The 19,089-nt window shown below is 61.1% G+C and carries 26 protein-coding genes and 1 pseudogene; 14 read left to right on the forward strand and 13 right to left on the reverse strand.

What is annotated here, in order from left to right; genetic code table 11:
- Window positions 1-75 precede the first annotated feature (75 nt).
- The 5 genes from GFM02_RS20545 to aat all read left to right on the forward strand — a co-directional run bounded on the left by GFM02_RS20545 (window position 76) and on the right by aat (window position 3,905).
- Window positions 76-834: a DsbA family protein gene (locus tag GFM02_RS20545; RefSeq protein WP_011651696.1), complete on the forward strand. Its 759-nt coding sequence runs from the start codon at window positions 76-78 to the stop codon at window positions 832-834.
- 160 nt (window positions 835-994) lie between these two features.
- Entirely contained in the window at window positions 995-1,432 is a 438-nt protein-coding gene (aroQ, locus tag GFM02_RS20550) for a type II 3-dehydroquinate dehydratase (RefSeq protein WP_085742420.1), read from the forward strand.
- Window positions 1,433-1,452: 20 nt separating this feature from the next.
- The gene (gene accB / locus GFM02_RS20555) at window positions 1,453-1,923 is read left to right on the forward strand and encodes an acetyl-CoA carboxylase biotin carboxyl carrier protein (RefSeq protein WP_017960236.1); all 471 of its coding nucleotides are present in this window, start codon (window positions 1,453-1,455) and stop codon (window positions 1,921-1,923) included.
- A gap of 4 nt (window positions 1,924-1,927) precedes the next feature.
- The gene (accC, locus tag GFM02_RS20560; protein WP_017960235.1) at window positions 1,928-3,283 is read left to right on the forward strand and encodes an acetyl-CoA carboxylase biotin carboxylase subunit; all 1,356 of its coding nucleotides are present in this window, start codon (window positions 1,928-1,930) and stop codon (window positions 3,281-3,283) included.
- A 7-nt stretch (window positions 3,284-3,290) separates the two neighbouring features.
- The gene (gene aat, locus GFM02_RS20565) at window positions 3,291-3,905 is read left to right on the forward strand and encodes a leucyl/phenylalanyl-tRNA--protein transferase (RefSeq protein WP_065279774.1); all 615 of its coding nucleotides are present in this window, start codon (window positions 3,291-3,293) and stop codon (window positions 3,903-3,905) included.
- A gap of 112 nt (window positions 3,906-4,017) precedes the next feature.
- On the opposite strand, the gene GFM02_RS20570 is transcribed toward aat, so the two are convergent.
- From GFM02_RS20570 to gatB, 5 genes are all read right to left on the reverse strand, one after another.
- Window positions 4,018-4,452, reverse strand: coding sequence for a DUF2155 domain-containing protein (locus tag GFM02_RS20570; protein ID WP_003539072.1), 435 nt, complete (start codon window positions 4,450-4,452; stop codon window positions 4,018-4,020).
- Between the two features lie 115 nt (window positions 4,453-4,567).
- Complete coding sequence (locus tag GFM02_RS20575; protein WP_003539071.1) at window positions 4,568-4,966, reverse strand: NADH:ubiquinone oxidoreductase subunit NDUFA12; 399 nt, start codon at window positions 4,964-4,966, stop codon at window positions 4,568-4,570.
- Window positions 4,967-5,069: 103 nt separating this feature from the next.
- Entirely contained in the window at window positions 5,070-5,543 is a 474-nt protein-coding gene (locus tag GFM02_RS20580) for a GNAT family N-acetyltransferase (RefSeq protein WP_168322603.1), read from the reverse strand.
- Between the two features lie 4 nt (window positions 5,544-5,547).
- A complete protein-coding gene (locus tag GFM02_RS20585; RefSeq protein ID WP_168322604.1) occupies window positions 5,548-6,051 on the reverse strand; it encodes a GNAT family N-acetyltransferase in 504 nt (167 codons plus the stop codon).
- A gap of 3 nt (window positions 6,052-6,054) precedes the next feature.
- Window positions 6,055-7,557 carry an Asp-tRNA(Asn)/Glu-tRNA(Gln) amidotransferase subunit GatB gene (gene gatB / locus GFM02_RS20590; RefSeq protein ID WP_168322605.1) on the reverse strand — a complete coding sequence of 501 codons (1,503 nt, stop codon included), beginning with the start codon at window positions 7,555-7,557 and terminating at the stop codon, window positions 6,055-6,057.
- A 129-nt stretch (window positions 7,558-7,686) separates the two neighbouring features.
- Here gatB and GFM02_RS20595 point away from each other — a divergent pair, with 129 nt between their 5' ends.
- On the forward strand, window positions 7,687-7,998 hold the full coding sequence (locus GFM02_RS20595; protein WP_168322606.1) for a DUF1294 domain-containing protein: 312 nt from the start codon (window positions 7,687-7,689) through the stop codon (window positions 7,996-7,998).
- Between the two features lie 4 nt (window positions 7,999-8,002).
- Here GFM02_RS20595 and GFM02_RS20600 read toward each other — a convergent pair whose 3' ends face one another.
- Window positions 8,003-8,512: a GNAT family N-acetyltransferase gene (locus tag GFM02_RS20600; RefSeq protein ID WP_168322607.1), complete on the reverse strand. Its 510-nt coding sequence runs from the start codon at window positions 8,510-8,512 to the stop codon at window positions 8,003-8,005.
- Between the two features lie 310 nt (window positions 8,513-8,822).
- Here GFM02_RS20600 and GFM02_RS20605 point away from each other — a divergent pair, with 310 nt between their 5' ends.
- On the forward strand, window positions 8,823-9,080 hold the full coding sequence (locus GFM02_RS20605; RefSeq protein WP_003558947.1) for a YjhX family toxin: 258 nt from the start codon (window positions 8,823-8,825) through the stop codon (window positions 9,078-9,080).
- A gap of 50 nt (window positions 9,081-9,130) precedes the next feature.
- On the opposite strand, the gene GFM02_RS20610 is transcribed toward GFM02_RS20605, so the two are convergent.
- The 4 genes from GFM02_RS20610 to GFM02_RS20625 form a co-directional block, all read right to left on the reverse strand.
- A complete protein-coding gene (locus GFM02_RS20610) occupies window positions 9,131-9,406 on the reverse strand; it encodes a hypothetical protein (RefSeq protein WP_168322608.1) in 276 nt (91 codons plus the stop codon).
- A 107-nt stretch (window positions 9,407-9,513) separates the two neighbouring features.
- Window positions 9,514-10,995, reverse strand: a complete 1,482-nt coding sequence (gene gatA, locus GFM02_RS20615) for an Asp-tRNA(Asn)/Glu-tRNA(Gln) amidotransferase subunit GatA (protein WP_029873113.1) — start codon at window positions 10,993-10,995, stop codon at window positions 9,514-9,516.
- A 57-nt stretch (window positions 10,996-11,052) separates the two neighbouring features.
- Window positions 11,053-11,340, reverse strand: coding sequence for an Asp-tRNA(Asn)/Glu-tRNA(Gln) amidotransferase subunit GatC (gene gatC, locus GFM02_RS20620; RefSeq protein WP_003558942.1), 288 nt, complete (start codon window positions 11,338-11,340; stop codon window positions 11,053-11,055).
- Window positions 11,341-11,409: 69 nt separating this feature from the next.
- Window positions 11,410-12,114 (reverse strand): metal-dependent hydrolase, encoded by a 705-nt coding sequence (locus tag GFM02_RS20625; RefSeq protein ID WP_011651680.1) that lies wholly within the window; start codon window positions 12,112-12,114, stop codon window positions 11,410-11,412.
- Here GFM02_RS20625 and GFM02_RS20630 point away from each other — a divergent pair.
- On the forward strand, window positions 12,091-12,327 hold the full coding sequence (locus GFM02_RS20630; RefSeq protein ID WP_168322609.1) for a hypothetical protein: 237 nt from the start codon (window positions 12,091-12,093) through the stop codon (window positions 12,325-12,327). The two genes, GFM02_RS20625 and GFM02_RS20630, sit on opposite strands and share 24 nt — an antisense overlap.
- 15 nt (window positions 12,328-12,342) lie before the next feature.
- Entirely contained in the window at window positions 12,343-12,837 is a 495-nt protein-coding gene (ruvX, locus tag GFM02_RS20635; RefSeq protein WP_164576811.1) for a Holliday junction resolvase RuvX, read from the forward strand.
- Here ruvX and GFM02_RS20640 read toward each other — a convergent pair.
- The 3 genes from GFM02_RS20640 to GFM02_RS20650 all read right to left on the reverse strand — a co-directional run bounded on the left by GFM02_RS20640 (window position 12,774) and on the right by GFM02_RS20650 (window position 14,066).
- On the reverse strand, window positions 12,774-13,106 hold the full coding sequence (locus GFM02_RS20640; RefSeq protein WP_168322610.1) for a DUF6105 family protein: 333 nt from the start codon (window positions 13,104-13,106) through the stop codon (window positions 12,774-12,776). The genes ruvX and GFM02_RS20640 overlap by 64 nt on opposite strands.
- On the reverse strand, window positions 13,103-13,276 hold the full coding sequence (locus GFM02_RS20645) for a hypothetical protein (RefSeq protein WP_168322611.1): 174 nt from the start codon (window positions 13,274-13,276) through the stop codon (window positions 13,103-13,105). Before GFM02_RS20645 ends, GFM02_RS20640 begins: the two co-directional genes overlap by 4 nt.
- A 130-nt stretch (window positions 13,277-13,406) precedes the next feature.
- The gene (locus GFM02_RS20650; protein WP_168322612.1) at window positions 13,407-14,066 is read right to left on the reverse strand and encodes a TetR/AcrR family transcriptional regulator; all 660 of its coding nucleotides are present in this window, start codon (window positions 14,064-14,066) and stop codon (window positions 13,407-13,409) included.
- A gap of 248 nt (window positions 14,067-14,314) precedes the next feature.
- Between GFM02_RS20650 and map the strand changes: the two genes are divergently transcribed.
- The 5 genes and pseudogenes from map (at window position 14,315) to sthA (ending at window position 19,033) form a co-directional block, all read left to right on the forward strand.
- Window positions 14,315-15,151: a type I methionyl aminopeptidase gene (gene map, locus GFM02_RS20655; RefSeq protein ID WP_168302880.1), complete on the forward strand. Its 837-nt coding sequence runs from the start codon at window positions 14,315-14,317 to the stop codon at window positions 15,149-15,151.
- Window positions 15,152-15,158: 7 nt separating this feature from the next.
- Window positions 15,159-15,986: a RadC family protein gene (gene radC, locus GFM02_RS20660; RefSeq protein WP_168322613.1), complete on the forward strand. Its 828-nt coding sequence runs from the start codon at window positions 15,159-15,161 to the stop codon at window positions 15,984-15,986.
- Window positions 15,987-16,186: 200 nt separating this feature from the next.
- Window positions 16,187-17,374: an alpha-hydroxy acid oxidase gene (locus tag GFM02_RS20665; protein ID WP_168322614.1), complete on the forward strand. Its 1,188-nt coding sequence runs from the start codon at window positions 16,187-16,189 to the stop codon at window positions 17,372-17,374.
- Window positions 17,375-17,382: 8 nt separating this feature from the next.
- Window positions 17,383-17,508 (forward strand): annotated as a pseudogene (locus tag GFM02_RS20670) (JAB domain-containing protein); the annotation flags it as partial.
- A 118-nt stretch (window positions 17,509-17,626) separates the two neighbouring features.
- On the forward strand, window positions 17,627-19,033 hold the full coding sequence (sthA, locus tag GFM02_RS20675; protein ID WP_168270827.1) for a Si-specific NAD(P)(+) transhydrogenase: 1,407 nt from the start codon (window positions 17,627-17,629) through the stop codon (window positions 19,031-19,033).
- The last annotated feature ends 56 nt before the right edge of the window (window positions 19,034-19,089 follow it).

The raw sequence follows: 19,089 nt of genomic DNA on the forward strand, positions 1-19,089 counted from the left end.
ACGCATTCAAGTCCATAACCCGGCGACGGGTCTTCTCGATGAAGAGACGACCATATCGCCGATGACGAGGATATCATGGCATTCTTCCCGAAGACCTTTACCGCATTGGCGCTTGCCGCATCGATCGCCCTTCCGCTTCCGGCGGCAGCGCTCGACGACCAGCAGAAGAAGGAGTTCGGCGAATTCATCAAGCAATACCTGATCGAGAACCCCGAGATCATGCTCGAAGTCCAGGATGCGCTGCAGAAGAAGCAGGAAGCCCAGCGGTCGGTGAAGGCCAATATGGCGATCGAAGAGAACAGCACCGACATCTTCGAATCGAAGAACGACGTCACGCTCGGCAATCCCAAGGGCGATGTCACTGTCGTCGAATTCTTCGATTATAATTGCAGCTATTGCCGCCATGCGCTTCCCGACATGCAGGCGATGCTGAAGAAGGACAAGAACGTCCGTTTCGTCCTCAAAGAATTCCCGATCCTCGGACCGGATTCTGTCGCCGCCCACAAGGTGGCCGACGCCTTCCGCAAGCTCGCACCGGAGAAATATGCCGATTTCCACGTCGCCCTTCTCGGCACCGAAGGCCGCGCCTCTGACGAAACAGCGGTCGCGGTCGCAGCTTCGCTCGGCGTCAGCGAGGACAAGATCCGCGCCGAGATGGCAAAGAGCCCGAATGACGGGATCGTCCAGGCGACCTACCAGCTCGCCTCCAGTCTCGGCATCAGCGGCACGCCCTCCTATGTGATCGGCAACGAACTGGTGCCGGGCGCCGTCGGGCTCGACGATCTCGAAGCCAAGGTCAAGAACATGCGCAGCTGCGGCAAGACCGCCTGCTGAGCAATCAACCGCCGAACGATAGCCCATCAAATCGCCAAAATCGAAGTGTTTCAACCATGTGGACAAATGTGGCACGATTGCCGCTGGGCAATCCGTAAGGGCTTTCATTCAGCCTTCGCGGAGTCTATAGGTTGCCGTCATACATTTTACGGAACATTCGATGACGCAAACGATTTTTGTCCTGAACGGCCCCAACCTGAACATGCTGGGCAAACGAGAGCCTGGCATTTATGGCGGCAAGACGCTCAAGGACATCGAGGCGGACTGCAAGGCTGCAGGCCGCGAACTCGGCTTCGATATCGACTTCCGTCAGAGCAACCACGAAGGCACGCTCGTCGACTGGTTCCATGAGGCCGACGAAAAGGCCGTCGGCGTTGCCATCAATGCAGGCGCCTATACGCATACATCGGTCGCGCTGCATGATGCGATCCGCGCGATTTCCATTCCCGTCGTCGAGCTCCACATATCCAACGTGCATGCACGGGAAGAATTCCGCCACAAGTCGATGATCGCGCCGGCATGCAAAGGCGTGATCTGCGGCTTCGGGCCTCATAGCTACATCCTGGCGCTCCACGCGCTGAAGAACATCACGGCATAAGAAGAAGACAGGGCAACACCATGGCTGAAAAGAAATCGGGTATCGACCAGGCACTGATCCGCGATCTCGCCAATATACTGAACGAAACGGATCTGACGGAGATCGAGGTCGAGCAGGACGACTTGCGCATCCGCGTTTCGCGCGCCGGCACGCCGCAATATGTCCAGGCGCCGATCGCAGCACCTGGTTATGCCGCGCCCGCAGCCGCCGCTGCGGCAGCCGTTGCCGCGCCTGCCGCAGCGCCCAGCCGCAACCCGGCCAATGTCGTCAATGCACCGATGGTGGGCACCGTCTACATGGCGCCGGCACCGGGTGCGCGTCCGTTCATCGAAGTCGGCGCGACCGTCAAGGAAGGCCAGACGCTGATCATCATCGAAGCGATGAAGACGATGAACCAGATCCCCTCGCCGAAGTCAGGCAAGGTGACTGAGATCCTGGTCGATGACGGACACCCCGTCGAGTACGGCCAAGCCCTCGTCGTCATCGAATAGGCCGATGCCCATGATTTCGAAAATCCTCATCGCCAATCGCGGGGAAATCGCCCTTCGCGTGCTTCGGGCCTGCAAGGAACTCGGCATCGCCTGCGTGGTGGTTCATTCGACCGCCGACGCTGATGCCATGCATGTGCGCCTTGCCGACGAAAGTGTCTGCATCGGCCCGCCTTCCTCGCGCGAGAGCTATCTCAACATCCATCAGATCGTCGCCGCCTGCGAGATCACCGGCGCCGACGCCGTGCATCCAGGCTACGGCTTTCTGTCGGAGAATGCCAAGTTCGCCGATATCCTCGAGGCCCATGGCATTACCTTCATTGGGCCGACGGCGGATCATATCCGTATCATGGGCGACAAGATCACCGCCAAGACGACGGCGCTCGAGCTCGGCATTCCCGTCGTTCCGGGCTCGGACGGTGAAGTGAAGACCGAAGAGGATGCGCTGAAGACGGCCGCCGAAATCGGCTATCCCGTGCTGATCAAGGCCACGGCCGGCGGCGGCGGACGCGGCATGAAAGTCGCCAAGAGCGAGGCCGACCTGATCGAGGCCTGGTCGACGGCGCGCACGGAAGCGGCAGCCGCCTTCGGCAACGATGCCGTCTACATGGAAAAATATCTCGGCAAGCCGCGCCACATCGAAATCCAAGTGTTCGGCGATGGCGAAGGCAATGCGATCCATCTCGGCGAGCGCGACTGCTCGCTGCAGCGGCGCCATCAGAAGGTTTGGGAAGAGGCGAATTCGCCGGCACTCAACGTCGAGCAGCGCATGAAGATCGGCCAGGTCTGCGCCGACGCCATGAAGAAGCTGAAATATCGCGGCGCCGGCACGATCGAATTCCTCTACGAAAACGGCGAGTTCTATTTCATCGAAATGAACACCCGCCTGCAGGTGGAGCATCCGATCACCGAAGCGATCACCGGCATCGACCTCGTGCATGAGCAGATCCGCGTCGCTTCCGGCGGCGGTCTCTCGGTGACGCAGGATGAAGTGCATTTTTCCGGTCACGCCATCGAGTGCCGTATCAATGCCGAGCACCCGCGCACCTTCGTGCCTTCGCCCGGCACGATCACGCATTTCCACGCGCCGGGCGGCCTCGGCGTGCGCATCGATTCCGGTGCCTATCAGGGCTACAAGATCCCGCCCTATTACGATAGCCTCATCGGCAAGCTGATCGTGCACGGCCGTACCCGCGTCGAATGCATGATGCGCCTGCGCCGGGCGCTCGACGAATTCGTCGTCGACGGCATCAATACGACGCTGCCGCTGTTCCAGGATCTCGTCTCCAACCAGGATATCGCCAACGGCGATTACGACATCCATTGGCTGGAAGACTACCTCGCCAACACACCGGCGGCATAGGACAGGCATGGCAGGATCGCGCAGGAAGTCACCAGGCATAACCCCTGACATTCTCCTGCGCGCCTATTCCATCGGCCTGTTTCCGATGGCCGAATCCGCCGACGACCCGGAGATCTTCTGGGTCGAACCGGAACTGCGCGGCGTGCTGCCGCTCGACCATTTCCATGTGTCGAAAAGCCTGGCCAAGGCGGTGCGCAAGAAGCCCTTCGAGATCCGTTTCGATTACGCGTTCGATCAGGTCATCGCCGCCTGTGCGGAGGAGACGTCCGGGCGCCCGAGCACCTGGATCAATAGGACGATCAGATCGCTCTACGCGACGCTCTTCGACATGGGCCATGCCCATACTGTCGAAGCCTGGGAGGGCGATGAACTGGTCGGCGGCCTCTACGGCGTCTCGCTCGGCTCGGCCTTCTTCGGCGAAAGCATGTTTTCGCGCCGGACGGATGCCTCGAAGATCTGCCTCGTTCATCTGGTCGACCGGCTGCGGGAAAGGGGCTTCACCTTGCTCGACACGCAGTTCACCACCGAGCACCTGAAAACATTCGGAGCGATCGACGTTCCGAAGGCAGATTACGCCGCGATGCTTGCTGCGGCGATGGAATCGCCGCACCTGGCTTTCTGACGATCATTATCCGACGGAGGTTTGATCGAGCGGGACGATCCTCCGAGATGATCCTGCGGATAGCACATGAGGATCAGGCGCATAGGGAGATGCCAGCCTAACGAAGATGCAGTTATTTCGCCTTGGCACCGTCAGGAGCCGGGACATCCGAGTTTGCCTTGCAGTCCTTCAGCCAGACGTCATAGATCGGGTGCTCGACGGCGTTGAGGCCGGGGCTGGCGGCGAACATCCAGCCGGTGAAGATGCGGCGGATCTTGCGGTCGAGGGTGATCTCGTCGACCTCGACGAAACCGTCGATCTTCTGTGCTTCCGACTGGTCGCGCGAATAACAGGCCTTCGGTGTCACCTGCAGCGCACCGAACTGTACCGTCTCGTTGACATAGACGTCGAAGGTCGTGATGCGGCCGGTGATCTTGTCGAGGCCGGAAAAGACGGCAACCGGATTTTCGATGCGTGCGGCATTTGCCGCAACTGGCGGAAGCAGGGCCGAGAGCGCCAGCAGCGATCCGGCGGCACGCAGGACCATGTTCCGCGTGAAGAGCTTCATATGTACCCGTCTCCAGACATTTTCAGTTCACAGCCGCGGTCAAGCGCGGCCAACCTGCGGGTAAAGGTCAATTGTGGCCAAAAGCCGGGTCTTGGGATCGCCCGGTCGAGCCGTCTCAGTTGCCTGGCGTCCAGGCGTCGTAATCGCCGGTGACGCGCGGACGCTCGCCCGGAACGGCGATGGAACCCGGCGGACGATAGGCCTGCGGCGAACCGGTATGGTTGGGCCGGTGCGGCTTCTGCCAATCCTTGGCGACGTAGTTTTCCTTGGACGGGGGAACATCGGTGCGATGATGCATCCAGCCATGCCAGCCCGGCGGAATGGCGGAGGCTTCGGCATAACCCTTGTAGATCACCCAACGCTTCGGCAGACCGTAGGAGGACATGCCGCCTTCGTAGTAGACGTTGCCGAATTCATCCTCGCCGACGCGCTTGCCAAAACGCCAGGTCGCAAAACGCGTGCCCATCGTCTGACCGTTCCACCAGGTAAAGGTCTGAACCAGAAGATTCCACATGTCTTTTCCTTGTGCCCGCCAGATGCGGGCCAAACCAGAATTCGTTTCCTCGCTTATGCCGTCGCCAAGCCGAATTGTCCAGCGATTCCACGACGGCCATGGGTCATTTCAAAGCCATCTTGAAGCCGAGATGGGAGGGCTTGAAGCCCAGCCTTTCGTAGAAACGATGGGCATCCTTGCGTATCGCATTCGAGGTCAACGCTACCCGCCCGATATCGCGGCCTTTTGCCTCGGCAATGGCGAATTCGATCATCAGTCCGCCGATCCCCTGCCCGCGCATATCGGCGCGTGTCTGCACCGCCTCGATAATCATCGCCGAGGAGCCGCGGCCGGTGAGCGTGGTCGTCACCATCGTCTGAAACGTGCCGACGACCTCGCCGCCGCGCTCTGCGACGTAAAGCGTCTGGTCAGGCGAAGCCTCGATGACGGCGAAGGCCCTGAGATAATCCGGGAAGGCTTCAGCTTCCGTGGTATCGCCGTGACCGCCGAGCGCGTCGGCGGCAAACATAGCCATCAGCGCCGGCAGATCTTCCCGGCGCGCCGGACGAATGAGAATATCGGGCAACTCGACCGCCACAGTCTCAATGCCCCTCGAGTGGTTTTTCAAAGATCAGCGCCGGAATGCCGGATTGTCCGGCTCCACTATTTTCGTTGCGGCCGATCTCGGTGAAGCCATGCGTGCGATAGAAGGCGATCGCCGCAGCATTCTGCGGTTCGACTTCGAGGCGCATGATCTCCGCATCGGGAAAGCAGGTTTCGAGCTCGGCGAAGATATCGCGGCCGATACCCTGGCGCTGCAGCGCCGGCCCGACATAGAGGAGATGTAGCATGACAGTCTTCGTCAATTGCTGCGACATGGCCGCATAACCCATGCCGCCGATATTGCGGCCATCATCGGCAACGAGGAATTCGGCATCCTTTCGCACGAGGCGCGTCTTCAGCGCCGCCGGCGAAAAGAGATGGGTGATCAGATCCGCCACCTTGGCTCTGCCATGCAGGCTGTCATAGGTGGCATGAAAGCTCTCCACCAAGAGGGCGCGCACCTTCTCCAGGTCGCGCTCGCCGGCGGTGCGGACGAAATACACCGCTTACTCCTCGATGCCGAGCTTCGCCTTGACGAGGGCCTGGACGGCCTGCGGGTTGGCCTTGCCGCCGGTCGCCTTCATTACCTGACCGACGAACCATGCCGCCATGGTCGGCTTCGCCTTGACCTTTTCGACCTGATCGGGATTGGCGGCGATGATCTCGTCGACGGCCTTTTCGATCGCGCCGGTATCGGTCACCTGCTTCATGCCGCGCGCTTCGACGATCTCGGCGGGATCGCCGCCCTCGTTGAGCACGATCTCGAAGAGATCCTTGGCGATTTTGCCGGAGATGATTTCGGCCTTGATGAGATCGATGATGGCGCCGAGCTGGGCCGGCGAAACCGGCGTCTGCTCGATGTCCTTGCCGGTGCGGTTCAGCGCGCCGAGCAGATCGTTGATCACCCAGTTGGCGGCCGTCTTCCCGTCACGGCCTGCGGCAACCGCTTCGAAATAATCGGCGATCGCCTTTTCGGAAACGAGCACCGAGGCGTCGTAGATCGACAGCCCGAGCTCGCGCACGAAGCGCTCCTTTTTGTCGTCAGGCAGTTCCGGCAGATCGGCTTCGAGCGCCTTGATGAAGGCATCGTCGAATTCGAGCGGCAGCAGATCAGGATCGGGGAAATAACGATAGTCGTGCGCATCCTCCTTGGAGCGCATCGAACGCGTCTCGCCCTTGCTCGGGTCGAAGAGGCGGGTCTCCTGATCGATCTTGCCACCGTCCTCCAGAATGCCGATCTGGCGACGGGCTTCATATTCGATCGCCTGGCCGATGAAACGGATGGAGTTGACGTTCTTGATCTCGCAACGCGTGCCAAAATCCTCGCCCGGACGGCGGACGGAGACGTTGACGTCGGCGCGCATCGAACCTTCGTCCATGTTGCCGTCGCAGGTGCCGAGATAACGCACGATCGAGCGCAACTTGGTCATATAGGCCTTGGCCTCGTCGGACGAGCGCATGTCGGGCTTGGAGACGATCTCCATCAGCGCGACGCCGGAACGGTTGAGATCGACATAGGACATGGTCGCGTGCTGGTCATGCATCGACTTGCCGGCATCCTGTTCCAGATGCAGGCGCTCGATGCCGATCTCGATATCCTCGAACTGGCCCTGGCGGTCCGGCCCGAGTGAAATGACGATCTTGCCCTCGCCGACGATCGGATCCTTGAACTGCGAGATCTGATAGCCCTGCGGTAGGTCGGGATAGAAATAGTTCTTGCGATCAAACAGGGAGCGCTTGTTGATCTGGGCTTTCAGGCCGAGGCCGGTGCGAACGGCCTGCCTGACGCATTCCTCGTTGATGACGGGCAGCATGCCGGGCATGGCGGCGTCGACCATCGAGACATTCGAATTCTGCGGCTTGCCGAACTCCGTCGAAGCGCCGGAGAACAGCTTCGAATTGGACAGCACCTGGGCATGGACTTCCATGCCGACGATGACCTCCCAGTCGCCGGTGGCGCCGGGGATGAAGCGTTTCGGATCAGGCGTGCGGACGTCGACAAGGGTCATCTGATGCTCTTTGCAGGCTGTTCTTTTCCACTGGTGAGGTAAAGGAAATGGCGTGCCGGTGCAAGGCTTTCGCCATGGCGTGCATCGCGGTTTTGCCGTCCATTAACGCAGCCGCGGTAGGGTTCCCCTATGACGATGATCGATATTATCAAATGGGCCTTGCTATTTCTGGCGCTGAACCTTTTGGTATTCTGGATCTATTTCTTCGACAAACAGGCGGCGCGCTACGGCAGGCGGCGCATCAGCGAGCGCACGCTTCTCTTGCTTGCGCTGATCGGCGGCAGCCTTGGCGCGGTGGCGGCACAGCAGCTGCTGCGGCACAAGACGAGAAAGGAGCCGTTCCGGTCAATCCTGGCGGCGATCCTGATCCTGCATGGCGCACTGATTGCTGTGCTGGCCTTCGTGCCGCAATGGAGCCTTCTGCTTCCTCGGGATTTTTGAAGCGTCAGAATTCCTGCCCATACCCACCTTGGCCGTCGGAGACCAGCTGTTTCGTCAGCCCGACGGAGGGGACGTCGCGATCAAGCTTCGGATTGTAGGCAACCGAGAGCCAATGGATACTGTAGCCGTGCTTCCGGAAGAAGCCGATCGCCTCGCTGTTGCCGGAATGGGTCTGCATCGCCGCCTTCTCGAAGCCCTGATCGGCGATCTCCTTTTCGATACGGACGAGAAGGGCCGAACCGAGGCCCTGGCGGGTGAATGCGGGATCGATCCAGAAATCCGAGATGGTTTCGTCCAATCCCTCGCGCGCCGCCCAGCCTGCGACCTGGCCGTTCTGCTCGACGACGGTGATGGTCAGCCAGTCGTTTTCCACGAAGTTCCGGAAGGCGTTGCGCGCCGCGTCGGTCATCGCGTCCGATTCGCCGATCGACGCCATCGCCTTTTGCCAGGCCCTCAGCCCGATCTCGCTCAATAGCTCCGCTTCACCGTCGCGGGCATTGCGAATGTGGATCAACGACACCTCCGCGTAACGCGTCAACTAGACCATTGAGTCGCGGATTTTACCAGTAGCTCCAATGGGACGATCGACCGAAACCGCGGTTTTCGACTGGTTTTGAGCGACAACGCGCTCTTGACCGAATTTTCCGGGCTGAATAATAGGTCTTATCGAGGTGTTTTATGTTGAGCCTGCCTGAGACCCGGTAAAGGCCCTGCCCGCAAGTTCGCTTGCGCGCATGGGCCCGAAAAAAACGAAACCCTGACGTTCGAATGAGCGCCAGATCGTTTTTGTGCGCCCTGCCGGGCGCGATACCGGATCTCAACACATGGACATTTCTCGCACGGAGCAGCGCATCCTGCATCTCATGGCCCAGGGCGGCCGCATTGAAATTACCCGCGACGACGACAGGAAGATCGAGGCGGTCAGTTGCTTCACCCGCGACGGCTGGCTCTATCCCGGCGTCGATCTCGATCTCTTCCGCAGGCTGAAGCGACTGAGGGCAATCAAGTCCTCAGGCGGCCACCCCTACCGGATCACCGAAAGAGGGCTGAGGTTGGTCAGGTCGCAGCTGAACAACAGGTAATAGCGGCACTCCCGATCGCGTCTCAAACGAGCGCGATCGGGGGTATCGCCTCAAGCCTTTGCAGAGAGTTCCGTCCGCATCACCGACCACTCGTCGGCCATCGTGCCTGTGCCGCGCGCCTTGCCGGCGCGGCGATACCAGTAATCGGCGTTCCAGTCATCGCCCTCGATGCGATGGCAAAGAGCGTGGCCCCAGTCGAACGGCTGTTCGCCTTCGTGGCGCTGGCAGATGTCGTGGACCGCCTGCCAGTCCGCGCCCATGGTGAATCCGCCGGCAGCAAGGCGATCAACGGCCTCGATCAATTGCGCAAGATCATTGCTGGCCATAAAACCTTCTCCTGGTTCCGGCTATCAATCAGTCAACCACGCTGCGAAGTCGACGGCGCCGACCGTTTCGTGGTCGGCAGCTGCGATCTTTCGGATCGTTAGATCCGTTACCACCACTTGGCCGGCGTAAACCGGCCGGCTGCCTGCTCGATGACATGGGCGGTCTTGAAGAGGGTTTCCTCGTCGAAGGGCTTGCCGATCAGCTGCAGGCCGAGCGGCAGTCCCTTATGGTCAAGGCCGGCCGGCACGGCGATGCCGGGCAGGCCAGCCATGTTGACCGTCACCGTGAAGATGTCATTCAGATACATCTTCACCGGATCGGCGGCGAGGTTCTCATCGGCAACGCCAAAAGCCGACGACGGCGTTGCCGGCGTCAGGATAGCATCGACACCGGCGTCGAAGGCGAGTTCGAAATCGCGCTTGATCAGCGTGCGCACCTTCTGGGCGCGGATGTAATAGGCATCGTAATAACCGGCCGACAGCACATAGGTGCCGATCATGATGCGGCGCTTGACTTCCTTGCCGAAGCCCGCGGCACGCGTCTTCTCGTACATGTCGACGATATCCTTGCCGTCGACGCGCAGGCCGTAGCGCACGCCGTCGTAGCGCGCGAGGTTCGAAGATGCCTCGGCCGGAGCGACGATATAATAGGCCGGAAGGGCGTATTTGGTGTGCGGCAGCGAGATGTCGACGATTTCGGCACCCGCTTCCTTCAGCCAGGCGATGCCCTGGCGCCAGAGGGTCTCGATCTCATCAGGCATGCCATCGACACGGTATTCGTTCGGAATGCCGATCTTCATGCCTTTCAGCGATTGGCCGAGAGCTGCTTCGTAATCCGGCACCGGCAGATCGACCGATGTCGTGTCCTTTGCGTCGACGCTTGCCATCGACTTCAAAAGGATCGCGGCATCGCGTACGTCGCGGGCGATCGGGCCCGCCTGGTCGAGCGAAGAGGCGAAGGCGACAGTGCCCCAGCGCGAGCAGCGGCCATAGGTCGGCTTGATGCCGACGGTGCCGGTGAAGGCGGCCGGCTGGCGGATCGAGCCGCCGGTATCGGTCGCGGTCGCGCCGGCGCAAAGATGCGCGGCGACGGCTGCGGCCGAACCGCCCGACGAGCCGCCCGGCACGAGCTGCTGGTTGGAACCTGCGGCACGCCAGGGATTGATCACCGGGCCATAATGCGAGGTCTCGTTGGACGAGCCCATGGCGAACTCGTCCATGTTCAGCTTGCCGAGCATGACAGCGCCGTCGTCCCAGAGGTTCTGCGTCACGGTCGATTCGTAACGCGGCTCGAAACCATCGAGAATGTGGCTGCAGGCCTGGGTGTGAACACCGACGGTGGCGAAGAGATCCTTGATACCAAGCGGAATGCCTTCGAGTTCGCCCGCCTTGCCGGCGGCGATGCGCTCGTCGGAGTTCTTCGCCATGACGCGGGCGAGATCCGGCGTGATCTTGATATAGGCGTTAAGCCGACCGTTGGCCGCATCGATCGCCGAGATATAGGCTTCGGTCAGTTCGATCGCGGTGATTTCCTTGGCGCGCAGCTTCTGGCGGGCTTCGGCAATGGTCAGGCTGGTGAGTTCGCTCATCGTGTTTTCGCTTCAGATCTGGAAATGGCAACAGGGTCGGAAAGAGGCTTCGAAGCCTTATTCGACGACTTTCGGCACCAGGAAAAAATTGTGGTCGGTGACGGGCGCATTGGCGACGATATCGGCTGCCTTGCTGCCGTCGGTCACCTCATCGGTCCGCTTCTTCATCGCCATCGGGGTCACCGACGTCATCGCCTCGACGCCGTCGACATTCACTTCGGAGAGTTGCTCGACGAAGCCAAGGATGCCGTTCAGCTCGCCGACCATGCGATTTGCCTCGTCCTCGGAGACGGCAATACGGGCAAGGCGGGCAACGCGCTTCACGGTGGCAAGATCGACGGACATGGCATTCTCCGGATAGGATTTTTCCTACTCGCTATAAAGGCCATGTCCGCCTGACGCAACGGGGTTTCGTCAGATCGACAGGCTCTCGGAAGGCCTGATCGCCTTCACATCCGTCTTCGATCCGTCCATGCCGGCAACGAATTTTTCGGCCGTCTGGTCGATGATCGGAAAGGTGCCGTAGTGGCAGGGGATCGCGGTCTTGAAGTTGAAATAGCGCCGGCAGGCAAGGGCTGCCACCGCGCCGCCCATGGTGAAGCGGTCGCCGACCGGCACGAAGCCGATATCAGGCTGGTGCAATTCGTTGATCAGCGCCATGTCGGAGAAGATGTCTGTATCGCCCATGGCAAGGATCGAGGCTTCGTCGTCGAAATGCAGCATCAGGCCATTGGCGTTGCCGAGCGCATGCGAGACGCCGTCCTCGGTGATCTGGGCGGAGGAGTGCAGCGCATTGGTGAAGGTCGCCGAGAAGCTGCCGAGGGCGATCGTGCCGCCGGTATTGCCCATCTCGATCTTGTCGACGCCCTTGGAGCCGAGCCAGGCGGCGAGATCGGCATTGGCGAGAACGACGGCGCCGGTTTCCTTGGCGAGTGCCACGGTATCGCCGACATGGTCGCCATGGCCATGCGTCAACAAGATATGGGTGATGCCGGCCGACACATCCTTGATATCCTGGCCGGAAAAGGAGGCGTTATAGCTGAGGAATGGATCGAGGAGGATCTTCGCCTTTGATGTTTCGATGCGGAAGGCGGAATGGCCAAGCCAGGTGATCTTCATGAGATGTCTCCTTTATTACGTGATGCAAAGGCGGTTTCGATGGGAGATCCGGATGATTTGAGCCGGATCGGCTCAAAATCTGAATCCGTATCTCAATCAAAGAATTGGAGCATGATGTCGCCCGAAAACCGCTCACACTTTTCGGCATCATGCGCTAAGGACATATCTTACGTGGCCGCAAAGAAAAGCGGCGGCGACTTCAATTTGTTTTGACGGGATGAAGCGGCGATGACGGTGCTGACGATCGAGGAAATGGCCGAGACGCTCGCCCCGCGACAGGCGATTGCCGGCCTCGATCTCGGCACCAAGACGATCGGGCTATCGATGTCCGATCTCGGCCGGCGCTTCGCCACGCCGCGCACCGTGATCCGCCGCGTCAAGTTCACCATCGATGCCCAGGCGCTGCTCGACTTCGCACAATCTGAAAAGGTCGCAGGCTTCATCATCGGCCTGCCGATGAATATGGACGGATCAGCGGGTCCGCGCGTGCAAGCGACGCGCGCCTTCGTGCGCAACATGGAGCAGAAGACGGCGCTGCCCTTCGTCTATTGGGATGAGCGGCTTTCGACGGTTGCCGCCGAACGGACGTTGCTCGAAATGGACGTCTCGCGCGCCAAGCGGGCCGAACGGATCGATTCGGCCGCGGCGAGCTTTATCCTTCAGGGCGCGCTTGACAGGCTTTCCTTGCTGGCAAGGTCCGATGGAGACGAATTCAGCGCCTGACGCGCCTTCCACCAGGCGATGATCGACGTCCGCTTCCGGAAGGCCAGGATGGCGAAGACGACGAGGCTGTCGACTGCGATCGCGCGGGCAACGAGCGGCGGGATGGTCTCCGGCGGAATGCCGAGAGCTTTGCCGTAAAGCTCGAAGGTCAGGTCATGGACCTGCCGGCTCAGCATGAAGATGCCGAAACTCATGTCGTAATAGGAGAGCCAGTACCATCCGCCCAGAAAGACGATGGGGCCGGCCCAGAAGATCAGAAACCACTTCATGCGGCCTCTCCTCCATGCTTGCGCGCCACGGGCAGATCGAGGGAGGCCAACCGAGTCGACAATGCCATGATGCAAAGCACCAGCGCGGGAATTGCGATATCCAGCGCCAGGACTGCGAAAAACATCATCGCCGTCACCAGAAACGCGACTTTAGCGATCTTGGTTCCCATGGGCGTCACTCGGGGCTTCTACTCATACCATCTCTGCTCAGCGCCACACTGTCGGGTTAACCACCCCCACGCAACGTAAACCATTTGTTAAGGTTAACGCAGGCCCCGCCCCCTGTGGATGAGGCAGGTATCAGCCGTAGACGCCGCGCACGATGCGCTTCAGCGCCGTTGCCGCCTTCTCCCAGTCCTTGGGCGTTTTCAGCGACAGGCCGGCGCACTGCCCGCCGGCTGCGGCGGCGAGCACAAGGTGCTGGACCGCGGCGATGACGACGGCGTTGACGGCTGCCGCATCCACCCCCTTCGGCGGCGCCAACGAGCCGCGCATGCGCTCGAGCCAAAGAGCCAGCGCCTTCGAACGTGCCTCGGACAACCGCCTCACCTGCTCGGTGTTTTCCGATATCTCCCAGGCGAGGATGCGGCGCATCAGCGGATCGTTTCTCAAGGCGTCAAGGAGCAGAAGGGACAGCCGCTCCATCAGGTCGCCAAAGGTGAGCAGGAACATGCCGCCGGCGTCTTCCGGAATGCGATCCTTCACCCACGTGCCGAGATCGGCGCCGATCGCCTCCACCAAACCGTCGAGGCCGCCATAGTAACGATAGATCAGCTGCTTGTCGCAACCGGCGCGGCGGGCGACCGCATTGATGCCGAAATTCTGGAAGCCTTCCTCGGCGAGCAGCCCCTTGGCGGCGGCAAGGATGGCGCGCTCGGTGGCACCGCGATCACGCACGCGCCGTTCCGGCCCCTCGCCGGTCCCGGGTGAATTTTCAAGATTTACGGCTTCATTCAGCATGATCGACCCTTCCCCGCTGTCACCAATCGGTGAGTAGCGGGGAGGCTTCATGCAATCAATCCTATCCCTTTGGGAAGATTGTGGATATTCGAGCCGGACCGTTGATTGTCCGCCGAACGGATGTGGCAGGCTGCACGTTGGACGGATCGGATCCGCTCAGAAATCTCGTCCTGGCGGTTGATCGTGATGGACGAACCCGGCATAGCTGCATTATGAACAAATCTAACAATCTCCGCTAAGGCCCTGCAATGGTGAACTATATCGAAGCCTCTACTGCGCCCCCGAAGAATACGGGCGCCATCCGGCTTTATGACGCGCAAGCATTCGAGGGCATGCGCAAGGCATGCCAGCTGACCGCGCGCTGCCTCGATGCGCTTGCCGACATCGTCAAGCCCGGCCTGCTGACCGATGAGATCGACAGGTTCGTCTTCGATTTCGGCATGGATCACGGCGCCTACCCGGCGACGCTGAACTATCGCGGCTATACCAAATCGACCTGCACCTCGATCAACCATGTCGTCTGCCATGGCATTCCAAACGACAAGCCGCTGCGTGACGGCGATATCGTCAATATCGACGTCACCTTCGTGCTCGACGGCTGGCACGGCGATTCCAGCCGGATGTATCCGGTCGGCGTCGTCAAGCGTGCTGCCGAGCGGCTGCTCGAGGTGACCTATGAATCGCTGATGCGCGGCATTGCCGCCGTCAGGCCCGGCGTTCGCACCGGCGCGATCGGCGAGGCGATCCAGACCTATGCCGAAGCCGAGCGCTGTTCGGTGGTGCGCGATTTCTGCGGCCATGGTGTCGGCCGGCTGTTCCACGATTCGCCGAATATCCTGCATTACGGCCGCGCCAATGAGGGGCCGGAGCTGCGCGAAGGCATGATCTTCACCATCGAGCCGATGATCAACCTCGGCCGCCCGCATGTGAAGGTGCTGGCCGACGGCTGGACGGCAGTCACCCGCGACCGCTCACTGTCGGCGCAGTACGAACATACCGTCGGCGTCACCTCCGATGGCTGCGAGATCTTCACGTTGTCGCCGGGTGGGCTCGACCGCCCCGGCCTGCCGTCACACAACGGGTGACGGTCCGATGGCGAAAGGCCCCGTTTCGACATCTTCCGACGACGAGCTGCCTTTCCCAACGCAAGAGTCCCTTGCCGCCGACGAACGCTCGTTCTTTGGCGGACGGCCGCAAAAGCCGTCCGCGCCGAATGCCAGGACCGCCCTGCCCGCCTCGCTCGCCGGCCAAGAGCATTATCACGGCCATCGCGAGCGGTTGCGTGACCGCTTTCGGGAGCTCGGCGACACCGCGCTGGCCGACTACGAAATCCTCGAACTGCTGCTTTTCCGGCTGATCCCGCGGCGCGACACCAAACCGATCGCCAAGGCGCTGATCGAACGGTTCGGCTCACTCTCCGGCGTCTTCGGTGCGCCTCAGGCGCTGCTAATGGAGGTCAAGGGCGTCGGCGAGACCGTGGCGCTCGACCTGAAGCTGATCTCGACTGTCGCTCACCGGACGTTGAAGAGCGAACTCAGGAGCAAACAGGTCCTGTCCTCGTGGTCCTCGGTCATCCAGTATTGCCATGCCGCCATGGCGCACGAGACCCGCGAGCAGTTCCGCATCCTTTTCCTCGACAAGCGCAATGTGCTGATCGCCGACGAGGTGCAGGGCCGCGGTACGGTCGACCATACGCCGGTCTATCCGCGCGAGGTGGTCAAACGCGCGCTCGAGCTTTCGGCAACGGCGATGATCCTCGTCCACAACCACCCCTCTGGCGATCCGACGCCATCGCACGCCGACATCGACATGACGAAGGTGATCATCGATGCGGCCAAGGCGCTCGATATCACCGTCCACGACCATATCATCATCGGCAAGGATGGGCATGTCAGCCTGAAGGGGCTGAAGTTGATCTGAACAAACACGGCGGCTGATCGCCGACGAGATGCAAAGCCCCGGCGGGGCGACCATGCCCTGGTCCATCCCGCGAGAAGACTGAGGCGAGAAGACTGGGGAATGCTGGAGTTGACAGCAGTCGGTGGTGCGCGATTGTATGCAGTTCTGCACCACCACAGCCTGGACAATGCCCGCCCGAAATACCGAGAAGATGAAGCTCCATGACGATCCGCAGCGGCAACACCGATCGATCGACCCGGCTCTGCCGCGACGTGCTCTGCCTCGATGACTTTGAAATAAAGGCGCGGCGACATCTGCCAAAGCCCCTGTTCGGTTATATCGCAGGCGCAACCGAGACCAATGCGTCGCTACGGCATAACACAGAGGCTTTCCAGGCCTATGCCTTCCGGCCTCGTGTCCTTCGGGACGTCTCGAAACGCAGCACCGAGACGAGCCTGTTCGGCAAGACCCATGCCGCGCCATTCGGCATCGCACCGATGGGTATCAGCGCGTTGATGGCCTATCGAGGTGACATCGTGCTTGCGCAAGGAGCGGATCAATCGGGAATCCCGATGATCATAAGCGGTTCATCGCTTATCCCTTTGGAAGAGATCGCTGCGGTTTCGCCGCAAGCATGGTTTCAGGCCTATCTCCCCGGCGAACCCGACCGGATCGACGCTCTCATCGATCGCGTCGGCGCGGCCGGCTTGCGCACGCTTCTGCTGACCGTGGACACAGCCACGCTGCCAAACCGTGAAAACAATGTAAGGGCCGGATTCTCGACGCCTCTGCGTCCCGGTCTCCGCCTGGCATGGCAGGGCATCTCGCACCCGCGCTGGACCACCGGCACATTCCTGCGCACGATCGTCCGGCACGGCATTCCGCATTTTGAAAATTCATATGCCACAAGAGGCGCGCCGATCATCTCCTCGAACGTCACGCGCGATTTCGGCAGGCGCGACCATCTCAACTGGAACCATCTGGAGCGGATACGCAACAGGTGGTCCGGCAAACTCGTGGTCAAGGGAATCATGCATCCTGACGACGCGGCCCGAGCTGTCGACACCGGGGCGGATGGAGTGATCGTCTCCAACCATGGCGGCCGCCAGCTCGACGACACCGCATCTCCCCTTCAGGTCCTTCCGGAAATTGCATCCCGTGTTGGAGACAGCGTTGCCGTCATGGTCGATGGCGGTTTCAGGCGTGGAACGGACATCATGAAGGCCCTCGCACTCGGGGCCTGTTTCGTGTTCGTGGGCAGGCCGTTCCTTTATGCCGCAGCCGTCGCGGGCCTGCCGGGCGTGCTCAAGGCGGCCGATATCCTGCAGACGGAACTGCATAGCAATATGGCATTGCTCGGCGTCACCAAGGTGGGCGATATTTCCGCGGACTACATCACCCGCGCATGAAATGCCGCCGCGCCGACATCGACATGACGAAGGTGATCATCGATGCGGCCAAGGCGCTCGAAATCATCGTCCACGACCACGTCATCATCGGCAGGGATGGCCATGTCAGCCTGAAGGGGCTGAAGCTGATCTGAAAGGCACAGTTCCGGCGGAATCGGCGGTCGTAAAACAATCTGTAACATTGACCGGCTAACGATGGACGGGCGACATTTTGCGTCGCAATATGATTCTTTTCCAATCCGGGGCTTGATGATGCTTCAGTACGATCTCGTTGTTGTGGGCAGCGGTCCCGCAGGGCGCCGCGGCGCGATCCAGGCGGCAAAACTCGGCAAGAAAGTGCTTGTCATCGAGCAAGGCAAACGCGTTGGCGGCGTGTCCGTGCATACCGGCACCATCCCTTCCAAAACGCTGCGCGAGACTGCGCTTAATCTTTCCGGCTGGCGCGAACGCGGCTTCTACGGCCGGTCTTACCGCGTCAAGGAAGAGATCAGTGCAGATGACCTGCGCCGCCGCCTGCTGATTACGCTCAACCACGAGGTCGAGGTGCTGGAACACCAGTTCGCCCGCAACCGCGTGCAGCATATTCGCGGCAAGGCGAGCTTCATCGATGCGTCGACGCTGCAGGTGATCAAGGATGACGGCGAGACCACGCAGGTCACCGCCGCCAGCGTGCTGCTTGCCGTCGGCACAAAGCCGTTCCGCCCCGATTACATACCCTTCGACGGCAAGACCGTTCTCGACAGCGACGAACTGCTGGACATCCAGGACCTGCCGCGATCGATGGTCGTCATCGGCGCCGGCGTCATCGGCATCGAATATGCGACGATCTTCAGCGCGCTCGACACCGCCGTCACCGTCATCGACCCGAAGGCGACAATGCTCGACTTCATCGACAAGGAAATCATCGAGGATTTCACCTACCAGCTGCGCGACCGCAACATGAAGCTGCTGCTCGGCCAAAAGGCCGACAAGGTGGAGACGCTGGAAGACGGCAAGGTCGGGCTGACGCTCGATAGTGGCCGGCGCCTGACGACCGACATGGTGCTTTTCGCGGCCGGCCGCATGGGGGCGACTGACGCGCTGAACCTTCCGGCCATCGGCCTCGAAGCCGACAGCCGCGGCCGTCTCAAGGTCAATCCGGAAACGTTCCAGACATCGGTTGCCAACGTCTACGCCGCCGGCGACGTCGTCGGCTTTCCGAGCCTTGCCTCGACCTCGATGGAACAGGGCCGCATCGCTGCCCGCGTCGCGGTCGGCGCAGTCGCCAAGGAGCCGCCGAAATATTTCCCCTACGGCATCTATGCCGTGCCGGAGATCTCGACCTGCGGCCTGACCGAAGAAGAGATGAAGGAGCGCGGCATTCCCTATGAATGCGGCATCGCCCGCTTCCGCGAGACGTCGCGCGGTCACATCATGGGCCTCGACACCGGGCTTTTGAAGCTGATCTTCTCGCTGAAGACCCGCCGCCTGCTCGGCGTGCATATCGTCGGCGAAGGCGCCACCGAGCTGGTGCATATCGGCCAGGCGGTGCTCAATCTCAAAGGGACCGTCGAATATTTCGTCGAGAACACCTTCAACTATCCGACGCTCGCCGAAGCCTACAAGATCGCCGGCCTCGATGCCTGGAACAGGATGGGCGACATCAAGTCGGAGCTCTAAAGTCCGTCGCGTCGCCGTGGGAACTGCCGTCTCAGTCCGGCCACCAAAACGGAGCC

Origin of the sequence: Rhizobium leguminosarum bv. viciae, from assembly GCF_012276115.1 — a bacterium.
Lineage (GTDB): Bacteria > Pseudomonadota > Alphaproteobacteria > Rhizobiales > Rhizobiaceae > Rhizobium > Rhizobium leguminosarum_T.